The organism is Polynucleobacter sp. CS-Odin-A6 (assembly GCF_018882095.1).
In the GTDB taxonomy this organism is placed as follows: Bacteria; Pseudomonadota; Gammaproteobacteria; order Burkholderiales; family Burkholderiaceae; genus Polynucleobacter.
On record NZ_JACVPD010000001.1, the window covers coordinates 253,933 to 276,348 of the forward strand.

Here is a 22,416-nt window from a genome sequence, read left to right on the forward strand (position 1 = left end):
TTTTAAGCAAATAGATTAAGCAGACTTCATTGAGCCTTTTGGTAATACCGTTGTGATGGCGCCTTTTTGCATTTGTACTTCAGTGCCTGCAGAAATTTCAACAGTAACCACTTGATCTTTCAAAGCGGTTACTTTGCCGATAATGCCGCCAACAGTCACTACCTCGTCACCTACTGCCAAAGACTCCAACATGGCTTTAGTTTCTTTTTGACGCTTCATTTGTGGGCGAATCATGATGAAATACAGCACTGCAAACATCAGCACCAAGGGAAGGAAGCTCATCAAGCCACCAGAATCTGCACCCGCGGCTGGAGCCTGGGCAAACGCATTACTAATCCACATACAAAACCTCCATTAATTACCAATTGGAAACTGCTTCAGGAAACTACATCAGATTTCGGCTTTTTAATTAAAGCCTTAAACCCGCAATTCTAAACTGTATGGGGCTTGGAGGACTGATTTACTCCCCTGAGGGGATTAATCCTGACCAGGCTCTACACCGCGTTGACGATTCCGATGAAATTCCTCGCGGTAGGCGCTAAAACGATCCTGAGCCAAGGACTCCCGAACCTCTTCCATCAGCTGGAGATAGTAAGAAAGGTTATGGATGGTGTTGAGCTGAGATCCAAGGATCTCATTCGCCTTTTGGAGATGATTTAAGTAGGATCTGGTGAAGTTTTGGCAGGTGTAGCAGGAACAAGTTGGGTCGACAGGGCGATCATCTTCTCGATAGCCTGAGTTACGGAGCTTAAGGTCACCAAAACGGGTAAAAAGCCAGCCATTACGGGCATTGCGGGTGGGCATGACGCAATCAAACATGTCTATACCCAGGCTAACGCCTAACATCAGGTCTTCAGGTGTCCCAACCCCCATGAGGTAGTGGGGCATATGCTCAGGCAACTTAGGGGCAGTGAAATTCAGAATGCGCTCAAACTCGGGTTTTGGTTCTCCAACAGATAGTCCGCCAATCGCAATGCCATCAAAACCTTGCTGGCTGACAGCATCCAGGGAAAATTCACGCAGGTTTTCAAACATGCCGCCTTGGACAATGCCAAAAAGACCATTGCCGGTTTCTAACTCCCGAAAGCGCTTCAAAGAACGATCACCCCAACGCAACGACATCTCAAGTGAGGCGCGGGCCGTTTTTTCTGAGGTCGCTTGTCCTTTGACTTCGTAAGGAGTGCATTCATCAAACTGCATGGCAATATCGCTATTGAGCACTGCCTGAATTTCCATGGACACTTCTGGAGACATAAATAACTTATCACCGTTAATCGGCGATGCAAAAGTCACACCTTCCTCAGAAATTTTTCTGAGAGCCCCTAAGCTGAAGACCTGAAAACCACCAGAGTCAGTCAAGATCGGCTTGTCCCAACCCATGAAGCGATGTAAGCCACCATGCTTCTTGATGACCTCTAAACCCGGTCTCAACCATAAGTGAAAGGTATTGCCCAAGATGATTTGCGCTTTAGCTTCCTTTAAATCTCGCGGGGTCATTGCTTTGACGGTGCCATACGTTCCCACTGGCATGAAGATTGGTGTTTGTACACTGCCGTGAGGAAGATCAAGCTGGCCAAGGCGTGCAGGGCTCGCGGAGTCATGCGCTAAGATGTTGAAGTGAACCGGTTTTGTCATGAGTGTGTATTGGTAGAGCGACTTAAGAACATCGCATCGCCATAGCTAAAAAAGCGATATGCATTATGAATGGCATGTTGATAGGCATTGCGGATATTATCCACGCCAGCAAAGGCGCTAACCAACATGAGTAAAGTTGATTTTGGCAGATGAAAGTTCGTTAGCAAGCAATCGACAGTTTTGAAGGTGTATCCCGGTGTAATAAATAAATTAGTTTCACCACTATTTTTTTGCGTTTGTGCCTGACTCTCAAGGGCGCGTAGGCTAGTTGTTCCAACCGCAATCACCCTGCCTCCCGCCTGATGGGTAGCTTCAATTGCTGTGATCGTTTCTGCGGGGATCGAAAACCACTCGTAATGCATCTTGTGTTTACTAAGATCTTCTTCGCGAACGGGTGTAAAAGTCCCCGCACCAACATGCAGGGTGACGCTGGCCTGTTTGACGCCGAGCTCTTGGAGTTGATTCAGAATCAGCTGATCAAAATGGAGACCTGCAGTTGGGGCTGCAACAGCGCCAGGATTTTTAGCTAGCACCGTTTGATAGCGATTGGCATCTTCTTGGTTTGGTTGGTGTTCGATGTACGGGGGTAAGGGTAGCTCGCCAAAATGCTCTAACAAAGAAAAAATATTTTCCGGAAAGCGCACTTCATAGAAGCGACCATCATAGCCAATCATTTCTACGGGAAAAGTCTCGCCGGCCCGATTATGAATATGCACAATGCTGCCAGTCTTTGGAACTTTAGAGGCCCGTATTTGAACCCAAGCCTGTTTATCGCCAGTGATTCGTTCAATCAATAATTCGACATTGCCACCAGTCTCTTTTTTGCCATGGAGGCGAGCTGGAATGACTTTGGTGTCATTAAAGACTAGTAAATCTCCAGGATTAACTAGGTTTAGGATGTCTAGAAATTGCCGATCGATTAACTGGGTGGCATTACTCCCGTCGGCCTTAACCTCTAAGAGGCGGCTATCCGTTCTATTGGCCAGGGGATGCTGGGCAATTAGCTGGGTTGGGAGGTCGTAATTGAAGTCGGAAAGTTGCATAGCATTACCATCAGGTATTAGATTTTAACGACGATGACTAAGAGACCACCAACTGCACTCGAAAAAATGGGTTTAAACAGCCCTATGGCCCTTGCTTTGCATCTGCCATCTCGTTATGAGGATGAGACTGAGCTTTTCACAATAGAGGAGGCCTTGGGCCTAGGAAGATTCCATTCCATCCAAACTCAGGGTGTGGTGATTCGTAGTCAAGTGATGTTTCGCCCTAGAAGGCAGTTGTTAGTGACGATTGAGGACGATACCGCCTCTCTGCAGCTCCGCTTCCTTAATTTCTACCCTAGTCAGCAAAAGCAAATGGCAGTGGGTAGTCATGTGCGCGTGCGTGGAGAGGTGCGAGAGGGCTATCTTGGCGCAGAGATGGTGCATCCAACCGTCCGTATGGTTACTCCGGACTCACCATTACCTACTAGCTTGACCCCGGTGTATCCAGCAAGTGCCGGGATCTCGCAAACGATTATTCGTAAGGCAGTTTTACAAGCGCTGCGTGATGCTAGCCTCAAAGATAGTTTGGGAGAATTTTTACCACCCAAGCTCTTAGCGGAAATATTGCCAACAAATGATTGGCCCCCCTTGCAGGAAGCCATTACCTATTTACACCAGCCACCTGCTGATGCGAATACTCAGTCATTACTTGAGCGTACCCATCCTGCGTGGCGCCGTGTGCAGTTTGAAGAATTATTAGCGCAGCAAATCTCTTTGAAGCGGGCCCATGCGATTCGTAGAGAAAGACATGCGCCTAGTTTTGAAAAGATCAAACAAAAATCCAATGTAGCACCGAGTATTGAAGAGGGATTATTTAAGGCCTTACCTTTCGAGCTGACTGGTGCTCAAGCGCGTGTCTGGTCTGAAATTGGTCTCGATCTATCGAATACCTTTCCAATGAATCGCTTATTACAAGGCGATGTAGGTAGTGGCAAGACTGTCATTGCTGCACTTGCAGCTGCACGGGCAATGGATCACGGCTATCAAGCTGCGATCATGGCACCTACAGAAATTCTGGCCGAGCAACATTATTTGAAGATGAAAGAGTGGTTTGAACCTCTAGGCATCAAGATTGCTTGGCTATCAGGGAGCCTAAAGGCCAAAGAAAAGAGATTGGCGCAAGAGATGATTGAGGGCGGTGATGCACAACTCATTATCGGCACACATGCACTCATTCAGGATAAAGTGAGTTTTGCGAAGTTAGGTTTGGCGGTAATCGATGAGCAGCATCGCTTTGGAGTAAGACAGCGTTTAGAAATCCAGCAACGCGTTGGCTCCGAATTATTTTATTGCCATCAGCTTATGATGTCAGCCACCCCTATTCCTCGTACGTTAGCAATGACTTACTATGCTGACTTAGATGTTTCGGTAATCGACGAATTACCTCTCGGGCGTAAACCCATCTCTACCAAAGTAGTGAAGGCTACTCGCAGGGATGAGGTAATTAGTGGCTTACAGGATTGGTTAGATAAAGGCCTGCAGGCCTATTGGGTTTGTCCATTGATTGAAGAGTCTGAAGTATTGCAACTGCAAACGGCAGTAGATAGTTTTGAACAGCTCACTCTAGCATTACCTCATTTCAAGGTCGGCTTAGTCCATGGTCGATTAAAAGGCGAAGAAAAAGCCGCTGTCATGGCCGCTTTCAAGGCAAATGAGATCCAGTTACTGGTGGCAACCACAGTGATTGAAGTAGGTGTGGATGTACCTAATGCAGCGTTGATGGTCATTGAGCATGCCGAACGATTTGGCTATGCACAGATTCATCAGCTCAGGGGACGAGTAGGGCGCGGCTCAGCTGATTCAGTCTGTATCTTGATGTATGCAGAGCCATTGTCCTTAGCAGCAAAGGAGCGATTACAAACTTTGCGAGAGACCTCAGATGGTTTCGTGATTGCAGAGCGGGACTTATCACTCCGTGGTCCAGGTGAGTTGCTAGGAGCCAAACAATCCGGTGATGCGATGTTGCGTTTTGTCGATCTGCAACGGGATGCCTGGTTGATCGAATTAGCTCAAGTTGCTGCAGAGCGTTTGTTAACTGAGCATGGGGATTTAGTTGAAAGACATCTGGAGCGCTGGCTGGGTTCACGCACAGAGTTTTTAAAGGCCTGATAATTACTCCATGACTATGGAAAAACCGTTCATCTTATGCGCGCTCGCTTAATCGCTTACGCCCACTTAATTCGTCTCGATAAACCAATCGGGACGCTCTTATTGCTCTGGCCAACCTTATGGGCGCTTTGCTTAGCGAGCAGTGGTTTTCCTGAATGGCATCTCCTGATTATTTTTGCTCTGGGAACCTTTTTAATGCGCAGCGCGGGTTGTGCCATGAATGACTTTGCTGATCGTGATATTGATCGCCATGTTCTGCGTACTAAAGATCGTCCTATTACGAGTGGTAAGATTTCTGGCAAAGAGGCATTACTAGTGGCTGCTGCTCTTGCGCTAGTCGCTTTTCTTCTCATTCAACCTTTGAATACCTTGACCAAAGAACTGTCTTTCTTTGCGCTGGCAGTGGCAATCATTTATCCCTTCACCAAACGCTTCTTCGCTATTCCACAAGCAGTTTTGGGTATTGCTTTTGGTTTCGGCATTCCTATGGCTTATGCAGCGGTACTGGATTTTATTCCCGCAGAGGCATGGATTTTATTTATCGGCAATATCTTTTGGGCTATTGCCTATGACACTGCCTATGCCATGGTAGATCGTGAGGATGATGTGCGTTTGGGCTTACGAACCTCTGCAATTACCTTTGGTCGCTTTGATGTTCTTGCTATTGCTGCGAGTTACGGCATCTTATTTCTGAGCCAGGTGTGGGTTGCCCAACTGGCTAATCTCAGCAATTACTTCTGGGTGGGATGGAGTTTAGCGCTTGCTTGCGCGATCTACCATCTCAAGCTCATTTCTACTCGTGAGCGGGATAATTGCTTTAAGGCCTTCCGTCACAACAACTGGTTGGGGGGATTCCTATTTTTAGGCATCGTCCTTGGACTAATGATTAACTAGTTTTTACCTAACTCATCACCCATCGTTTTACCGCGCTGGTTAGCGGCATCAATTGCTTTTTCAAGGGCACCATGCCAATCGAGCTGCTTGAGCGTATCAAGTGCTGCAGCAGTTGTGCCACCCTTTGAAGTGACTCTTTCCCTCAATACGCCGGCATGCTCATCCGAGTTATGGGCGAGTTGGGTTGCGCCTTCGAGAGTGGCATAAGCCAGCTTGCGGGCAGTTGCTGCATCAAGCCCAAGCTTTTCGCCACTCGATTGCATGGCCTCTAAGAAAGCAAAGACATAGGCAGGTCCGCTTCCGGAAACAGCAGTAACGGCATCCATCAGCTTTTCTTCATTGACCCACACTGTTTGACCTACTGCATTGCAAATGGTTTCCGCCAGGGTACGGTCAGCGGCATTTACCGCCGGATCTGCAAATAATCCCGTAATCCCCTTACCGATGAGAGCGGGGGTATTGGGCATCGCACGAATACAGCGTTCGTGATCAAGCCAGCGACTCATATCTTTTATGCGGATACCGGCAGCAATGCTGAGAATCAATGGTCCAGGCCCTGTCGCATGTTTAAGATTGGCGCTCAAGGACTTGGCAACGATATTGAAGTCTTGCGGCTTGATGGCCATGACTACGACATTATTTTTGGAAAAGTTAAAAGCAATTTGCTCTAAGGCGGCAATAATCTGCACACCAAAATCATGATGGAGTTGCAGGCCAGTACTGGCATTGGCTTCGACTACAGATAGTTGATTAGCTTGAACTCCATTAGCCAGTAATCCGCTAATTAAAGCGCGGCCCATATTTCCGCCACCAATAAAGGTGATGTGGGTATTCCGATCAATTTGTTGTGCGTTCATGCTTTAATCTTATCGCGCTTCCCAAAAATAGCGCTTCCTATCCGTACCAGCGTGCTGCCTTCAGTAATCGCAGCTTCCAAATCATCAGACATTCCCATAGACAGGGTGTTAAAAAAGGCATATCCAATATCGTTTGCATGTTTTGCCTGAATCCCGGAAAAACACTCTCGAACAGCTGCAAATGCCTGGCGTTGTTGACTTATCTCATCGCTTGGCGCGGGTATGGCCATGAGTCCACGCAGAGAAATATTGGGTAATTTAGCGATTGCGTCACACAGTATCTCGACTTCTTTGAGCGAGATACCACTTTTACTTTCTTCTTCACTGACGTTAATTTGGACGCAAACCTGAAGCTTACCTAAGTCAGGGAACTCACCGCGCTGACTAGAGAGACGTTCTGCAATTTTAAGTCGGTCAATGCTGTGGACCCAATCAAAATGCTCTGCTACCTCTCGGGTCTTATTACTTTGGAGTGGGCCAATGAAGTGCCACTGAAGCCAGGGCCGTAATTTGGCTAATTGCTGAATTTTCTCAACACCTTCTTGAACATAGTTCTCACCAAAAGCAGTTTGTCCTGCATCCATTGCCTCTTCTACCGCTCTTGATGGAAAGGTTTTGCTTACAGCTAGTAGTTGAATATCCTTTGGCTCACGCTTAGCTGCAAGCGCTGCTAGCTCAAGACGTTGTTTGACCAACATGAGGTTAGCCGTAACCTGATTCATTATTGAGTCAACAGTTTTTGGGTGATTAACTGATCCACTATCTCAATCCAATGCAGTACTGGTGTGTCATCTTGTTGAAGGTGCATGATGCAGCCAATATTTCCGGAGACAACGAGTTGGGCACCAGACTCTTCGCAAGCGGTTTGCAGGTGGCCTAATTTGTTTTTGCGTAATTGCTCGGATAATTCAGGTTGGGTGACTGAATAGGTGCCTGCAGAGCCACAGCAGAGATGACTATCAGCACAGAGGCGGACGCTAATACCAATATTCGTTAAAAGACCTTCTACTTTGCCTCGAATTTGCTGGCCATGTTGTAAGGTGCAAGGTGGGTGATAGACTACTCCAGGTTTAGGGTCCGCTCCTACGAGGGTCAAGAGTTCGCTCTGTAGTTCAGGCAATATTTCTGAAATATCTTTCGTGAGATCAGAAATCTTCTTGGCCTTTACTGCATATTGTGGGTCGTTCGCAAGCAGATGGCCATAGTCTTTCACCATGACGCCACAACCAGACGCAGTCATCACAATGGCTTGTGCGCCTTGTTCAATCAGCGGCCACCAAGCATTGATATTTTGCTTGGCGTTCTCTAGTCCACCCGCTTGATCATTTAAGTGATGACGCAAGGCGCCGCAGCAAGTCGCTTTCGGTGCGCTAATCAATTGGATTTTAAGGGCGTCTAATACGCGGGCAGTAGCGGAGTTGATGTTGGGCAACATGCCAGGTTGAACACACCCTTCTAGCAGTAGCATCTTGCGGGAGTGCGTCGCTTGAGGTCTTGCATATGGATTAGTGTTGCCTGCCAACGCTTTATTTTTGACCGCAGGAATCTTGCGTTTGATCCCGCTAGGCATCACTGGGCGAACTAGGCGACCAATCGCCATGGCCGCATTAAATAACTTCGGACTAGTCAATCCTTCTGTGAGAGCCCAACGTGTCAGACGCTGACCAATGGGGCGCTCGGGGGTATTTTCTTCTGCCCACTTACGACCAATATCAATTAGGTTCCCATATTGCACGCCGCTAGGACAGGTACTCTCACAATTTCTACAAGTGAGGCAGCGATCTAGGTGCAGTCGTGTTTTCTCAGTCGGTGCCTGGCCTTCAGCCATTTGTTTAATGAGATAGATGCGACCACGAGGCCCATCTAATTCATCACCCAGAATTTGGTAGGTCGGGCAGGTAGCAGTACAGAAACCACAGTGGACACATTTTCCAAGAATTCTGGCAGCCTCAATACCTTCAGGGGTATTGGCAAATTGGGGGGCGAGTTGAGTTTGCATAAGAAGACTAAAAGAGGTTCTTAGGGAAGGCGTGCAGTTGCAAATACACCCGCTGGATCCAAGGAGGATCTGAGGCGAGCTTGAACCGCTTCAAGGGCTACCGAGTGTGCTTGTTCGCTCAATAGAGTAAAGCGTTGCTTAGCTGGGTCAACCTCAGTGCCTTGCTTAAAACGAGTGGCATGTCCACCATGCGTATTAGCAAGGGCTTTGATGGATGCGAATGTCGCATCATCACTTGGCGCTGTCAGCCAGCGTTGCTGACCATGCCACTCTAATACGATGACATCACCCATATTGACGATTGCAATGGGACCGCATGCTGCAGGTAGTGCCAAGCGATAGAGGGTATTAGTGCTGTTGAGATTCTGAAAGGCAGGCAGCTGTTGCTCGCGTAAGCTTCTCCAAAATTCTTCTGCTGTTTTTGGGTCTAATTCCACTGCATTCACTGCGGCGTTCATCAAAGGAATCGCTGCTTTGACAGCCGCGGCAGCGCCAGCTAAGCGCAGGGTGAGTTCACCATCACCACCCTCTGAGTTTCCGATCCAGCAACTGGCAGATAAGGGTAGCGGTTGCCCGGCCCACTCATTGGTCAGTTTCAAAGCACGCGCTTGAGAGATCTGACAGCGTAGGGTAGTTGTTGCAGCTGGTCGGGGCAGTACTTTTACAGAGGCTTCGAGTAGGAGCGCTAAAGTACCCATTGACCCAGGTAGTAAGCGTGAGACGTCATAACCCGCAACGTTCTTCATCACTTTGCCTCCAAAGGATAAGTCTTGCCCTTTGCCATCTAGGATGCGGGCGCCCAGCACAAAGTCTCGCAAGTTACCAACGCTAATTCGTCCTGGGCCCGCCAATCCTGCAGCAATGGCGCCACCAAAAGTTGCTGTCTCACCAAAGTGGGGCGGCTCGAAAGCGAGCACCTGATTCTTGTCGGCAAGGGCGGCTTCAATTTCTTGTAAAGGGGTACCAGCGCGCGCCGTAATCACCAGTTCTTCTGGTTGATATTCTAGGATTCCGGAGTAGGGGCGTGTATCTAAAGTGGTAAAAGTATTTGCGTTGCCGTACCAGGCTTTAGTGCCACCACCTTGAATCGAAAGCGGTGTATTCGTTTTGGCCGCTGCCAAAATGTGTTCTCGAAATGAATCAATCTGGGTATTCGGGTGATTTTCAGAATTCGACATTAAAAGCGCTCTAATTCAGGATGCGGTAAATTACCTCCGCTGATGCGCATACGACCATACTCGGCGCAACGACTTAAGGTGGGAATCGCTTTATCCGGATTGAGTAGTCGCTCTGGATCAAAGGCGCTCTTCACACCCCAAAAAGATTCCCGCTCGCCTTCACCAAATTGAACACACATTGAATTAATTTTTTCAATCCCAACACCATGTTCACCAGTGATCGTGCCATCAAGCTCAACACAAGCTTCTAAAATTTCAGTACCAAATTCTTCAGCACGATGCCATTCTTCTTGATCGGCACCGTTAAATAAAATTAATGGATGCATATTTCCATCGCCCGCATGAAATACATTCAAGCAGGCGAGACCATATTTCTTTTCCATACCCTGAATTCTTTTGAGTAATGTGCCAATATTTCTACGGGGGATAGTGCCATCCATGCAGTAGTAATCCGGTGCCAATCGCCCGGCTGCAGGGAAAGCATTCTTGCGACCGCTCCAAAATTGGAGTCGCTCAGCTTCATTCTGTGAGATCCGGATACCGCTGGCACCTGCTTTCTCAAGCACTTGAGTCATGCGCTCGATTTCTTCAGCGACCTCTTCTGGTGTTCCATCAGATTCGCACAGCAGAATAGTTTCGGCTTCAAGGTCATAGCCCGCATGCACAAATTCTTCAACAGCGCGGGTAGTGGCTTTATCCATCATCTCAAGGCCGGCAGGAATAATGCCCGCAGCAATAATGGCAGCAACTGCATTTGCACCTTTTTCAATATCGTCAAAGCTAGCCATGATGACGCGAGCTAATTTTGGTTTGGCGATGAGCTTGACCGTGACTTCAGTCACTACGGCAAGCATTCCTTCGCTACCCAGCACAATCGCTAATAAGTCTAGTCCTGGAGCGTCTGGTGCAAGGCTACCAAACTCCACGATCTCCCCATTCATTAAAATACCACGCACCTTCAATACATTGTGCAGAGTCAAGCCATACTTTAAGCAGTGCACTCCACCCGAGTTTTCATTGACATTACCGCCGATGGAGCAGGCAATCTGCGAAGAGGGGTCTGGCGCGTAATAGAGGCCGAGATGGGCGACCGCTTCGGAGATCGCTAAATTACGCACACCGGGTTGTACTACTGCAGTGCGAGTGAAAGGATCAATGTTGATGATTTTCTTCAACTTGGCCAAAGAGAGTACGAGACCCTGGGAGATCGGCATAGCGCCGCCGGAGAGGCCTGTCCCCGATCCTCGTGGGACGATAGGGACTTGCATGTCAAAGCAAATCTTCAAAATTTGGATTACTTGCTCTTCGGTCTCTGGCAGGGCAACAGCCAAGGGCATGCGCCGATAGGCGGCTAAACCGTCACATTCATAGGGAATCGTGTCCTCAGGCTCCCATAGCAAGGCATGTTCCGGGAGGATTGGTCTTAAGGCTGAGACCAACTTAGATTGAAGGGCGGTAATAGCCGCGAGTTCGGGGGGTGGGGTCACCATGTTCATAGGCATCATTTTAGCCATTTACCTATAATTAGTTTTATGGGAAATCGACTTTCAAAAATAGCCACTAGAACTGGCGATGCAGGCATGACTGGGCTTGGTGATGGCAGCAGGGTCGAAAAGGATCATTTGCGCATCTGCGCTATGGGCGATGTCGATGAGTTGAACTCCGAAATTGGGGTTTTGATGACAGAATCCATTCCTGCAGCCATTGAGGATGAGTTCAGATCCTTATTTTTTCAGGTTCAACATGACTTATTTGACTTGGGAGGCGAGCTTTGTATTCCCAATTACACCTTGCTGAAGCCAGAACAGGTGGCGCAATTGGATATTTGGCTAGAACAATACAACGCCACTCTGCCCCCGCTAACGGAATTTATCTTGCCGGGCGGCACTCGTGCTGCTGCTCAGGCGCATGTCTGCCGTACGGTTTGTAGACGCGCCGAGCGATCGATTGTGCGCTTGGGTTGGGAAGAGTCTTTATATGATGCCCCCCGTCAATACGTGAATCGTTTATCCGATCTTTTATTTGTCTTGGCACGCGTACTCAATCGTGCGGCGGGTGGCCAAGACATTCTATGGAAGCATGAAAAAAAAGAGACTAAATAAATTAGTCTCTTTTCAGCATCTCCACGAAGCAGGTTTTATTTCTTTGTTTTTCTACGATTCTTCACGGCCAAAGCTAAACGTTGCAACACATTGACTGAATCTTCCCAGTTAATGCAGGCATCCGTAATACTTTGACCATATTCCAATTTATTGGGATCGTCTTTTCCAGGTGAGAACTTTTGTGCCCCATCCTTGAGATGACTCTCAATCATCACACCAAAAATTTGATGTGAGCCAGATTCAATTTGCTCAGCAATATTCTCTGCCACCACAATTTGGCGCTCATGTTTTTTGCTGGAATTCGCATGCGACAAATCCACCATCAAACTGGCTGGAAGCTTTGCTGCTGTTAGCTCAGCGCAAGCAGCTTGAACATACTGCGCTTCATAGTTTGGCTCCTTACCGCCACGCAAAATGACGTGGCAATCTTGATTACCCTTCGTTTCTACGATAGAGACTTGACCATTCTTATGAACTGATAAAAAGTGGTGTGGGCGGCTGGCCGCTTGAATAGCATCAGTTGCGATCTTAATATTGCCGTCAGTGCCGTTCTTAAAACCAATAGGTGCAGAGAGTCCCGAAGCAAGTTCGCGGTGGACTTGACTCTCAGTTGTACGTGCGCCGATAGCGCCCCAAGAAATGAGATCCGCAATATATTGTGGAGATATCACATCAAGAAATTCACTACCAGCCGGCATGCCAAGTCGATTAATTTCCATCAGCACTTGACGTGCCATGCGTAAACCTTCTTCAATACGATAGCTCTCATCTAGATAGGGGTCATTAATCAAACCCTTCCAGCCAACCGTAGTGCGCGGTTTTTCAAAATAGACGCGCATCACAATCTCAAGCTCTCCAGCAAAGCGATCACGTTCAGCCAGTAAGCGCTGGCAGTACTCTAAAGCTGCACGAGGATCATGAATGGAACAGGGTCCAATAATGACTAAGAGGCGATCATCCTTGCCGTGAATGATGTCGCGAATCTTTTTACGGGTTTTGCTGATGAGCGCTTCAGTAGGCGTTCCCGCAATCGGGAAGAAACGGATTAAATGCTCTGGTGGAGGCAGAACAGTAATGTTATGAATGCGTTGATCATCTGTATCTGACGTTTTATCGACGGCAGCGTACCAGTTGGCGGGATTAGTGTTTTGTTGGCTCATGCGGATATTTTAAGCCGTATTAAGCCGTCCCCCCGACAGTCAGGCTGTCAATACGTAAAGTAGGCTGCCCAACGCCCACGGGCACGCTTTGACCTTCTTTGCCGCAAACCCCGATTCCACCATCTAATTTCAGATCATTTCCGATCATGGAGACCTGTTTTAAGGACTCAGGACCGCTACCAATGATGGTGGCGCCTTTGACTGGGTATTGAATTTTGCCGTTTTCGACCCAGTAAGCTTCAGAGGCTGAAAATACGAATTTACCGCTGGTAATGTCGACTTGACCACCTCCAAAGTTGACCGCATAAAGACCGCGTTTAATGCTAGCGACGATTTCTTGGGGATCATCCTTGCCTGCTAACATATAGGTATTGGTCATACGGGGCATTGGTAGGGAGGCAAAACTCTCTCTACGACCATTGCCGGTGAGGGGCATATTCATGAGGCGGGCATTGAGGCTATCTTGGATATAGCCCTTCAAAATACCATCCTCAATCAGTGTGGTGCATTGGGTGGGGGTACCTTCGTCGTCAATATTGAGTGAGCCACGACGACCTGATAGAGTGCCGTCATCCACTACGGTGACGCCTTTAGCGGCAACGCGTTGTCCAATACATCCGGCAAAAGCGGAAGAGCCCTTGCGATTAAAGTCACCCTCGAGTCCGTGGCCAACCGCTTCATGCAGCAGTACTCCAGGCCAGCCTGGCCCCATAACGACAGTCATTGGGCCAGCAGGAGCAGGGCGCGATTCAAGATTGATCAGTGCTCCATCGACAGCTTCATCAACATATTGATTGATGAGTTCTGGATTGAAATAGTGGTAATCATGGCGTGCACCGCCACCTGAGGATCCGGATTCACGACGACCATTTTGCTCGGCAATCACCTGAACAGAGACCCGCACCAGCGGACGAACGTCTGCAGCTAACAAGCCGTCAGCCCGCACTACGAGAACCACATCAAATTCACCAGCTAGGCTGGCCATCACCTGAATGATGCGCGGGTCACGTGCTTTTGCACGACGTTCAATGCCTTCAAGCAAGGCAATTTTTTCTTGTGGCGAAAGTGAGTCTAGGGGATTTAAGTCTGAGTAAAGACCATTAGAGATAGGGGTAAAGATTTTGCTTGCAATGTCTCTTTTGCCGCCTTGAGGGCCAATCACTCGAGTAGATTTTGCTGCTTTATTCAAGGCCTCTAAATTAATTTCATCGGAGTAAGCAAAGGCGGTTTTATCTCCATAAATTGCTCGCACACCGACACCTTGATCAATGTTAAAGCTTCCGGATTTAACAATCCCTTCTTCAAGGCTCCAACTCTCACTACGGGTATGTTGAAAATAGAGATCAGCATCATCTAATTGGTGTGTGAACATATTGCCAAAGGTGCGATGCAAATCCTGCTCAGAGAGACCGGTTGGCTCAAGCAAAATGGATTGAGCTAGGTTAATAAGATCAGCCTGTTTTCTGGGCTTAGTCCAATCACTTGGGAATAATGCTTCTGGTGCATTCATCTTGTTCTGCTGAACTTTCTTTATTAAAACTTGCGGTGTTTGAGTGCAGGTAACTTAGAGCGTACCTCTTTTAATTTATCTTTGCTTAGCGTGCCCATAATAAAACCCTCGCCTTGGGGTAGATGGGTCAAAACCTGTCCCCAGGGGTCAATCAGCATACTGTCACCCCAAGTCCGTCGTTGATTGAGGTGGGCACCACCCTGTGCTGAGGATAGTACGTAGCACTGATTTTCAATGGCTCGGGCGCGCAAAAGAATTTCCCAGTGATCTTTACCGGTGGTGTAAGTGAATGCAGCGGGAATAATATGGCAATCAACCGAGCCTAGAGCCCTATAAAGCTCTGGAAAGCGCAAGTCATAACAAATACTTAAACCAAACTGCCAATCTACTGAATGGAGAGTAATTTGGAAATGGCCTGGTTGGCTCCCAGGTGCAATCGTTTCAGATTCTTCATAGCGCTCTGTTTCAGTTTGAAAACCAAATAAATGAATTTTGTCGTATCGAGCAATTTGCTTGCCTTCAGGATCAAATACTAGCGAGGTATTCAGCACTTTGTTAGATTCTTTAGCTTCTAGCGGGATAGAGCCGGCTACTAAATAGATATTATTTTCTTGCGCGATTTCAGCGAGCCGCGCTTGAATTGGACCAGACCCAACCGCCTCTCGCACACTAACCTTATCCGTATCTTTTAGCCCCATGAGGCAAAAATACTCTGGCAACACTACAAGCTGAGAGCCAGCTTCAGACGCGGCTTTAATCAAGCGCGCCGCAACCTCAAGATTTTCATTGAGCTTGGGTGTCGATACCATTTGTATCGCTGCAATTTTGAGGTGCGAAGCATTGACTAAATCATTCATGATGGGCTAACTCAGAATTTAGAGGGATGAACTTGGACTGAGAGCGGGAGACGTTGGTGCTGAATTGGGTAAGCTTGGTTTGGTTTGCTCTTTGAGTAGATTTTTCGTGCGAATAGTCTCTAGCGTTTTAGCATCCAATGGTTGACCCTTTTGATCGAGTGGTACCACCTCTGGATTCTCCCAAGAGCCCTGTATTAGATAGTCTGTTTGCATTGTGCGGTTAATTTGATTGGTAATCAGATATTGACCTAATACCGCGCCTAAACCAACGATGGGATTGATCACGAATGCAGCAAGCGAGCCTGCAGTAGCATCAATAGTGGGAAATATGGTGATACGAAGATCCTGAGTTTCTTTAGGGACATTTATTTGCCCCGTCATGGCTACACGCGCTTGATCCAAAATCATGGTGAATTGCTTGGTTTGCGCAATTCCTTGTTTAATTTCAAAAGCACTATCAATAGAATTAAAAGGCGTACCTTTGGTTGCGAGGTTGCCTAAGCTGCCCTTTAGGTCTAGGGTTGCAAATCTAAAGAGACTCTGAAGGCTCAGAACATCTAGCAACTTTGCCCCGTCGGTGTTCACTTCCAACAATCGACCCTTGGCTAAATTCAGGTTGACGTTACCAGCAAGTGAATCATAAGCTGGAGAAAAGAGGGGTCCAGACCACGAAAGAGAGGCATTCAGTTTTCCTTCTCCACCCTCTACAGATTTAGAGCGACTCCAATGAGAAATGATTTGCCCCGCATCCTTAATATTTACGTCAGCAGTGAAGGTGCTTTGATCTGTGCTACCTGGAGTACGACCTACCCATTGACCCTTGATTGATGAGCTTCCTTGTGGATTATCAATTTGAATAGAATCAAGCTTTAGTAGATCGCGGGTAGTTGTAGATTTAATCCTTACTGCCCCGAGTTGCGCTTTTGTCCAGCTAAAATTATCAATCACCAAATCTAAACTAGGAATAGCGTTTGGGCTAGTAGGAGTTTTGAGGGCGCCAATCTTTTTCGTAGAAGCCTCTTTGGATGATGGATCGATAGGTATCAGTTGATCAGGCAATGCGAGACGAGAAAGTTTTCCAGCAATCAAACCGCTTGGCTGTTCATTATTACTGGGGTGCCATTGCACCTGACCAGCAATTTGGGGTGAAGTTAAACGAACTTGCCAAACTTTATTTTTTTCTTGGGAATTTAGGTTGACGTCAGTCCATTCGCGATCAAATGCAATCAACTTCTTGAGTTGAGCAGAGATTTGAATGTCGCCCTCTGACGCATCTGATTTTTTGATCTCACTCACTTTATTTGTCGGTTTTCCTGAGCTTAAAAACTCTAGCCATTGATCCAGATTGAGTTCGTTGGTCGCTAAGTACAGTGCAAGGCCCTGCTGTGGCAGTGGGGCGGAAGACCCAATGCCCACGATATTCCTTATTCGATCATTGGCATCGAGATTTCCTTGAATGAAGTATTGGTCCCCCAACTTTCCGGACCAATCCGCACGTACTGGATTTAATTTGCTGGTAGGGTAAGTTTTTAGACTCAGCTGACCAAGCATAGAGGCTCCGGCCAATTTCTTTGCCGGGGCTGGTGCAGAGCTAGCCCAATTACGCAAATCAAACTTGAGATTAGTTTGACTTCCTGATTTATTAAAATTGATAAGACCGTCATATTTGGCTGACCCACTCATTGCATTTAGCAGTGCAGGACTAATCTGCGATATGAGATTTTTTGAAGCATATTTTTTAATCAAGCCTGCATTTATGTCTCCACTAATGCTGTAACTTGAATTGCCTTCAGCCGAGTTGGCGCTAGAAACTTGAAGTCTACCCCCAAGGAAATTTGCAGTGATGTTGTCAAATTCCGGGTTTATTTCGGTAATGCGCACTTTCCCCTGAAGATTTTCTAGCGGAGGGACAGTCCCCCACTGAGCTGTATTGCCTTCTAATGTCAGCTTGGCATCTACATTGACATCGTTGTTTCCAGTAAGCGGAATTTTTAATCCCAGGTCAAGATTGACGGGGCCAGTTAGCGTGAAGTTTTTAACTAGGTTTGGCTGCTTCACGCCAAGGGGCGAGGCAACGAGGTATTCCAAAAATTCAGATCCTTCACCATCAGCCTGACCATTAATTAGTAGGGTAAGCTGTTTGGCATTGAGATTTGGTATTTGTGAATGCACATTACTAAGCGTAACTTTTTTATAATTTGCCTGGTCAATATCAACCCTGAGCTCGGCTTGTTTCATATTAATATTGCCGCTGACATTATTGAAGGCCGTCCAAACCCCTTGTTTGGCTGGTAGCAAAGGCGCTGGCTTAAAGCTTGCTTTTGAAAATGGCAGATGCAAGGTGAATTCACCTGCCGCTCCTGCTGGGAATGGAATCTGATTCGGGTCGCCTTTAATGTGTAGGGATCCATTTTGAATATCGCCAGACTCAAATGCTTTACTCAGGTACTGTCTGATTTCCTGATTGATCTGAGCGGGAAGATAGTGATGCACTTTAGCTATCTTGGCCTCAACAAGATCCATATCCAGCGTCATTTGATTAGCTTGCTGAGGACCCGTTACTAGATAGTTGAGATCAAAATTAGTAGTGATCTCAGAGTTACTCAGTTGCATTCTCTTGGCGTTGATCAGCCAGCCATTTTTTTGTTTTGACCAGCTGATATCGCCTTTTGCGCGATCCAATTGAACTTGAGACGCAGATAAAAAATCGCTGATCTCTAACACAAGGTTGCTTGAGTCTAATGTGAGATTACCTTGCTTCTGATTGCCGACAAGGTTACCGGATAAATTAGAAACCGAGGGCATTGATTTATTTATCCCGGTGAAGCTAATCGCATTGAGTTTTGCGCTGATCGAGAAATCGAGCTTATCAGCAGAAAACCAATTCCCCGGTATTGGTATGGCAGACAAAGCGGATTTACTTTCGGACCAATTGATTTCTAAATTCTGCAGCTCTCCATCCGCCTCGGAGCGCTTGATCCATTGATGAATTTTTTTCGGCAAAGGGAGATTGAGCGCAAAACGTGCCATATCTGCCAGCTGTATTTTCGGCGAAGAGAAGCCAAACTCTTTGAGTTCGTCACCACCTTTAATTGGACGCCAGCGAAACGTAATAGGGCTTAATTTTTCAAGAGGTGCAGAGCTCAGGCTATCAATATTGCGCCATGCCAACGTTTTTGTGGTGATTGAATTGAGGCCGCCGTCTGTATCTTGTACAAGATCCGTTTCAAGCCTCCCAAACTCGATAGGATCCTCATCTTGATTCAACTGCACCTTGAGGCGATCTGCAGTTAAAGACATCTGCCCACCATCCGCCTTACCGCCATCGAGCTTCAGGATTCCTGTGGAGTGTATTTTTCCACCTAAGCTGTAGGGTGGAAGGACAATATCTTGTGAGATTTGGCTAAGACTCAGATCGGTGAGATCCCATGAAAAGGTTCCTATCCAGTTATGCCAATCACCTGCTTGGCCACTAAGCTGATGAACAAAGTTGGCCTTCACGTTGATGGGGTTTGGGCTCCAAGGAGTTTGTGCAATCAATTGGCCTTGGTGTTTACGAATCCCATTTATTAAGTAAGCACTTTGAACATCAAACGAAGTCTTTAACTTGCGACCTTTTTGGTCCTCCCAAAAAATTTTGGCATTGTTAATTTGAATAGCATTTTGATTGAGTAGCCAGGTCTCAGTAGAGAAGTCATTGCCCGTGTTTTTAATTGGAATTCCGGCGACTGAGACGACTCCTTTTGCATCGCGTTCTGCATATAGCTGAATCTGGTCAAAAGTGATTTGATGAAAATAGGGTGCTAAGTGATACAGGGAAAGCCAACTCAGTTGCCCGCTGATAGTTTGAATAAGCAGAGGGCTAGGTGAGGTAGTTGAATGATTCAAGCTTAAGCCGGTTATGACGAAGCTTGGACGCATCCCGGTCCAAGATGTTTGGACATCATCCACCGTAACATTGACGCCCAAGTGATTGCTTATTAAGCGTTCTAAGGCAGGCTTTGATTTCTCAATCTGGGGCCACACTAGAAAACGCACTCCAAGATGACCTAGTACAAAAAAAGCCGTAGTTATACCAGCAAGAATCAGGGCGCGTTTACGCCAGCGACCGCCATAAACTGGAGGACGTTTTTGAAGCACGCTCTGCAGGCGGGTCCGGATGATGTTTCTCAGCATGGTTCTATTATCCTTCAGCCCTCAGTCGATCACCAAGCTTCCCCGATTCCAGTCTGGAGACAGATTAAGATGGAGAAATGACAGATTTTGCCGACCAAATTGAATTTCTAAAGCTGCACTCGAGCTATGCGCAGCGCTGGCTGAATTCTCGCCCCGAATGGCTGGATTGGCTCAGCATCCAAGGCAGCAAAAAAGTAGATATTGATGGGATTCAGTACTTATTGAGTTCTTGCCAAGAAGCCCTAGCAGGTCCGGAACAGAATGAGGCTCAATTTATGGCGGACTTGAGGCTCGCTAGGCAGCGCCTCATGCTCTGGATTGCCTTCCGAGATCTCAATGGCATGGCTGATCTAAAAGAGGTTACACATGCCCTCAGCCATTTTGCACAAGCAGCAGTCGCCTTATCGATTGCCTATGTACGCGAGGATCTCCGTCAACGCTTTGGCCTTCCTTGGAGCACGGTGACTGACTCAGAGATGCCCTTAATGGTTGTTGGCATGGGTAAGTTGGGGGGTTTAGAGCTTAATCTTTCATCTGATATTGACCTCATCTTTTTATATGAGCATGAAGGAGAAACCCAGGGTGCGCCCAAGAGTTTGTCCTATCACGAGTGGTTCACTCGGATGGGTAAGCGCTTGATCAAGCTGTTGGCGGAGCATGATGAGAATGGCTTTGTATTCCGGGTAGATATGCGCTTGCGACCCAACGGAGATTCTGGTCCTTTGGTTTGTAGTCTCGATATGCTCGAAGAATATTTACTAGTACAGGGTAGAGAGTGGGAGCGCTACGCATGGATTAAGGGAAGACTGATTTTTCCGCTGCCAAGCTCGCCTGCATTTGCCTATTGCGAGCGCGAGCTAGATCAACTCATTCGCCCCTTTGTATATCGACGTCATTTGGATTACGGGGTCATTGCCTCGATTCGAGAGCTGCACGCACAAATACAACATGAAGCGGAGAAACGCTCCTCAAATCATCATGGCCGCTCAAGGGATATTAAGTTGGGCCGTGGTGGGATCCGTGAGATTGAGTTTTTAGCGCAAATGTTCCAGTTGATGCGTGGTGGCACAGATCCCCGCTTTCGCATTCGCCCAACTTTAGAGGTGTTGGAGTTAGTGAAACAGCAAGGCATTTTTCCTGCCGAAGAGGTTGATAGACTAAAAGCGGCCTATGTTTTCTTGCGGCGCTTAGAGCATCGTATTCAAGTGTGGGAGGATCAGCAGACGCACTACCTACCTGAGGATGAGAGTTCCCGTAGCCGCTTGGCATCTAGTAGAGTGAATTCTGAAAAGACTCAAGACCTAGCGGCCTTCTTGAGAGAGCTCGACCAACATCAATCGGCCGTTGCCCAGTATTTTGAAACCGCATTCGTACTGGATGATGCTGCGCGCTTAGATAATGCTTCCTTGCCAGTAGATTGGGAACCAGATGGGATGCTCTTTCCGAAATCTCAGGCTCGCTGGTTAATTTGGGTTGATAGCCCTAAGCAAAGACAGTTGCCAGAGAAAAGTAGATTAATTTTCAATAACCTCATTCGTAAAGCTGTCGATAGCTTGCAAACAGATCAGTCTATTTCGGTTGGTGCGGATCTGACCTTACTGCGCTTCTTTGATTTGTTGGAGGCAATTGCGCGGCGTAGTGCTTATTTATCTATTTTGTCTGAATACCCTCGGGCACTATCGAATGTGCTGGATCTCCTAAAGGCCTCGCAATGGGGTGCTGAATATTTAACTCGGCATCCCCATCTACTGGATTACTTACTCAACTCCCGCACTGAGAGGGCTCTGATTGAGTATCCCGAGCGATATTGGGAGGAAGTAAAAATCACATTGGATATGCGTCTTGATGATGTCATGGGAGGAGCGGATGGCGCAGAACAAGCGATGGATATTTTACGTATCACCCATCACACCGAAACCTTTATTACCTTGTTGGCGGATTTAGGGATTGGGGTGGATCACGAACTGCCCGTAGAGAAAGTCAGCGACCATTTATCTGCTTTAGCAGACTTAATTCTGCAGACCACATTGGAGCGTGTTTGGCCTAGTGTTGCTAAGAAGTTTGGCTTATCTGCAGACGCGAATGCACCATTTGCTGTGATTTCCTATGGCAAGTTAGGGGGTAAAGAGTTGGGATATGCCTCGGATTTGGACTTAGTTTTTTTATACCAAGCCGAGGAAACTGATTTTGTAGCCCAAGAAATTTATGCCTTGCTCGCAAAGCGGATGATCAGTTGGCTTACTACCTACACTTCGGCCGGCAGTTTATTTGAAATCGACACACGCCTTCGCCCGAATGGATCTGCTGGATTCTTGGTAACTGACGCAGATGCATTTAAAAAGTATCAATTGCGTGAAGGTAACAATGCAGCCTGGGTTTGGGAGCACCAAGCTTTAACAAGAGCAAGATTTTCTGCAGGGAGTCAAGCAGTTGGGACATTTTTTGATGATGTCCGCTTTGAGATCTTGAGTCAGAAACGGGATGTTGAGCAGCTACGCTGTGAGATTTTAGAAATGCGTCGCAAAGTCCATGCTGGCCATCCTAACTCGAGTACTGATTTTGATTTGAAGCATGATGCCGGAGGTATGGTGGATGTTGAGTTCATTGTGCAATTTTTAGTGTTGGCGTTTTCAAATACCCACCGACAACTGATTAGAAATCTCGGAAATATTGCCTTACTCCGTATCGCCGGGGAGGCGGGATTAATTCAGATACAAATTGCCCTCAAGGTTGGGGATGCCTATCGCCTACTTCGATCGCGACAACATCGTTTGCGTTTAGATGGTGCAGAAAAGACGCGTGTCAATTTAGGTCTTGAGCCACAACTAGTCGAGGCTAAAGAAGTGGTATTGAGTTTATGGCAAGAGGTGTTCCTTGCCCCCTCTAGTATTTGAAA

General features: G+C 47.2%; 16 protein-coding genes. 4 read left to right on the forward strand and 12 right to left on the reverse strand.

Features of this window, described 5'->3' with window-relative positions; translation table 11 throughout:
- Positions 1-15: 15 nt before the first annotated feature.
- From yajC to queA, 3 genes are all read right to left on the reverse strand, one after another.
- Positions 16-342 carry a preprotein translocase subunit YajC gene (yajC, locus tag ICN15_RS01320; protein WP_216200699.1) on the reverse strand — a complete coding sequence of 109 codons (327 nt, stop codon included), beginning with the start codon at positions 340-342 and terminating at the stop codon, positions 16-18.
- A gap of 135 nt (positions 343-477) precedes the next feature.
- The gene (tgt, locus tag ICN15_RS01325; RefSeq protein ID WP_216200700.1) at positions 478-1,635 is read right to left on the reverse strand and encodes a tRNA guanosine(34) transglycosylase Tgt; all 1,158 of its coding nucleotides are present in this window, start codon (positions 1,633-1,635) and stop codon (positions 478-480) included.
- Positions 1,632-2,678, reverse strand: a complete 1,047-nt coding sequence (gene queA / locus ICN15_RS01330) for a tRNA preQ1(34) S-adenosylmethionine ribosyltransferase-isomerase QueA (RefSeq protein ID WP_216200701.1) — start codon at positions 2,676-2,678, stop codon at positions 1,632-1,634. The genes tgt and queA overlap by 4 nt, the downstream gene beginning before the upstream one ends.
- A gap of 33 nt (positions 2,679-2,711) precedes the next feature.
- Here queA and recG point away from each other — a divergent pair, with 33 nt between their 5' ends.
- Positions 2,712-4,787 carry an ATP-dependent DNA helicase RecG gene (gene recG / locus ICN15_RS01335; RefSeq protein ID WP_216200702.1) on the forward strand — a complete coding sequence of 692 codons (2,076 nt, stop codon included), beginning with the start codon at positions 2,712-2,714 and terminating at the stop codon, positions 4,785-4,787.
- Between the two features lie 36 nt (positions 4,788-4,823).
- Positions 4,824-5,681 carry a 4-hydroxybenzoate octaprenyltransferase gene (gene ubiA, locus ICN15_RS01340; protein ID WP_216200703.1) on the forward strand — a complete coding sequence of 286 codons (858 nt, stop codon included), beginning with the start codon at positions 4,824-4,826 and terminating at the stop codon, positions 5,679-5,681.
- On the opposite strand, the gene proC is transcribed toward ubiA, so the two are convergent.
- The 5 genes from proC to ICN15_RS01365 are packed head-to-tail and all read right to left on the reverse strand — an operon-like array spanning position 5,678 to position 11,220.
- Entirely contained in the window at positions 5,678-6,538 is an 861-nt protein-coding gene (gene proC / locus ICN15_RS01345) for a pyrroline-5-carboxylate reductase (RefSeq protein ID WP_216200704.1), read from the reverse strand. The genes ubiA and proC overlap by 4 nt on opposite strands.
- The gene (locus ICN15_RS01350; protein ID WP_216200705.1) at positions 6,535-7,260 is read right to left on the reverse strand and encodes a YggS family pyridoxal phosphate-dependent enzyme; all 726 of its coding nucleotides are present in this window, start codon (positions 7,258-7,260) and stop codon (positions 6,535-6,537) included. Before ICN15_RS01350 ends, proC begins: the two co-directional genes overlap by 4 nt.
- The gene (gene glcF, locus ICN15_RS01355) at positions 7,260-8,537 is read right to left on the reverse strand and encodes a glycolate oxidase subunit GlcF (RefSeq protein ID WP_216200706.1); all 1,278 of its coding nucleotides are present in this window, start codon (positions 8,535-8,537) and stop codon (positions 7,260-7,262) included. The genes ICN15_RS01350 and glcF overlap by 1 nt, the downstream gene beginning before the upstream one ends.
- A gap of 20 nt (positions 8,538-8,557) precedes the next feature.
- Positions 8,558-9,715 (reverse strand): glycolate oxidase subunit GlcE, encoded by a 1,158-nt coding sequence (gene glcE, locus ICN15_RS01360; RefSeq protein ID WP_216200707.1) that lies wholly within the window; start codon positions 9,713-9,715, stop codon positions 8,558-8,560.
- The gene (locus ICN15_RS01365; RefSeq protein WP_370625409.1) at positions 9,715-11,220 is read right to left on the reverse strand and encodes an FAD-linked oxidase C-terminal domain-containing protein; all 1,506 of its coding nucleotides are present in this window, start codon (positions 11,218-11,220) and stop codon (positions 9,715-9,717) included. The genes glcE and ICN15_RS01365 overlap by 1 nt, the downstream gene beginning before the upstream one ends.
- Positions 11,221-11,247: 27 nt before the next feature.
- On the opposite strand from ICN15_RS01365, the gene ICN15_RS01370 reads away from it, so the two are divergent.
- A complete protein-coding gene (locus ICN15_RS01370) occupies positions 11,248-11,817 on the forward strand; it encodes a cob(I)yrinic acid a,c-diamide adenosyltransferase (RefSeq protein ID WP_216200708.1) in 570 nt (189 codons plus the stop codon).
- 35 nt (positions 11,818-11,852) lie between these two features.
- On the opposite strand, the gene ICN15_RS01375 is transcribed toward ICN15_RS01370, so the two are convergent.
- From ICN15_RS01375 to ICN15_RS01390, 4 genes are read right to left on the reverse strand one after another with little or no spacing between them, the layout of a single operon-like run.
- On the reverse strand, positions 11,853-12,977 hold the full coding sequence (locus ICN15_RS01375) for a 3-deoxy-7-phosphoheptulonate synthase (RefSeq protein WP_216200709.1): 1,125 nt from the start codon (positions 12,975-12,977) through the stop codon (positions 11,853-11,855).
- Between the two features lie 19 nt (positions 12,978-12,996).
- Positions 12,997-14,487 (reverse strand): metalloprotease TldD, encoded by a 1,491-nt coding sequence (gene tldD / locus ICN15_RS01380; protein WP_216862765.1) that lies wholly within the window; start codon positions 14,485-14,487, stop codon positions 12,997-12,999.
- 23 nt (positions 14,488-14,510) lie between these two features.
- The gene (locus ICN15_RS01385; protein WP_216200710.1) at positions 14,511-15,344 is read right to left on the reverse strand and encodes a carbon-nitrogen hydrolase family protein; all 834 of its coding nucleotides are present in this window, start codon (positions 15,342-15,344) and stop codon (positions 14,511-14,513) included.
- An 18-nt stretch (positions 15,345-15,362) separates the two neighbouring features.
- On the reverse strand, positions 15,363-19,520 hold the full coding sequence (locus ICN15_RS01390) for a YhdP family protein (protein ID WP_216200711.1): 4,158 nt from the start codon (positions 19,518-19,520) through the stop codon (positions 15,363-15,365).
- A gap of 77 nt (positions 19,521-19,597) precedes the next feature.
- On the opposite strand from ICN15_RS01390, the gene glnE reads away from it, so the two are divergent.
- Positions 19,598-22,414, forward strand: a complete 2,817-nt coding sequence (gene glnE, locus ICN15_RS01395) for a bifunctional [glutamate--ammonia ligase]-adenylyl-L-tyrosine phosphorylase/[glutamate--ammonia-ligase] adenylyltransferase (protein ID WP_216200712.1) — start codon at positions 19,598-19,600, stop codon at positions 22,412-22,414.
- Positions 22,415-22,416 lie beyond the last annotated feature (2 nt).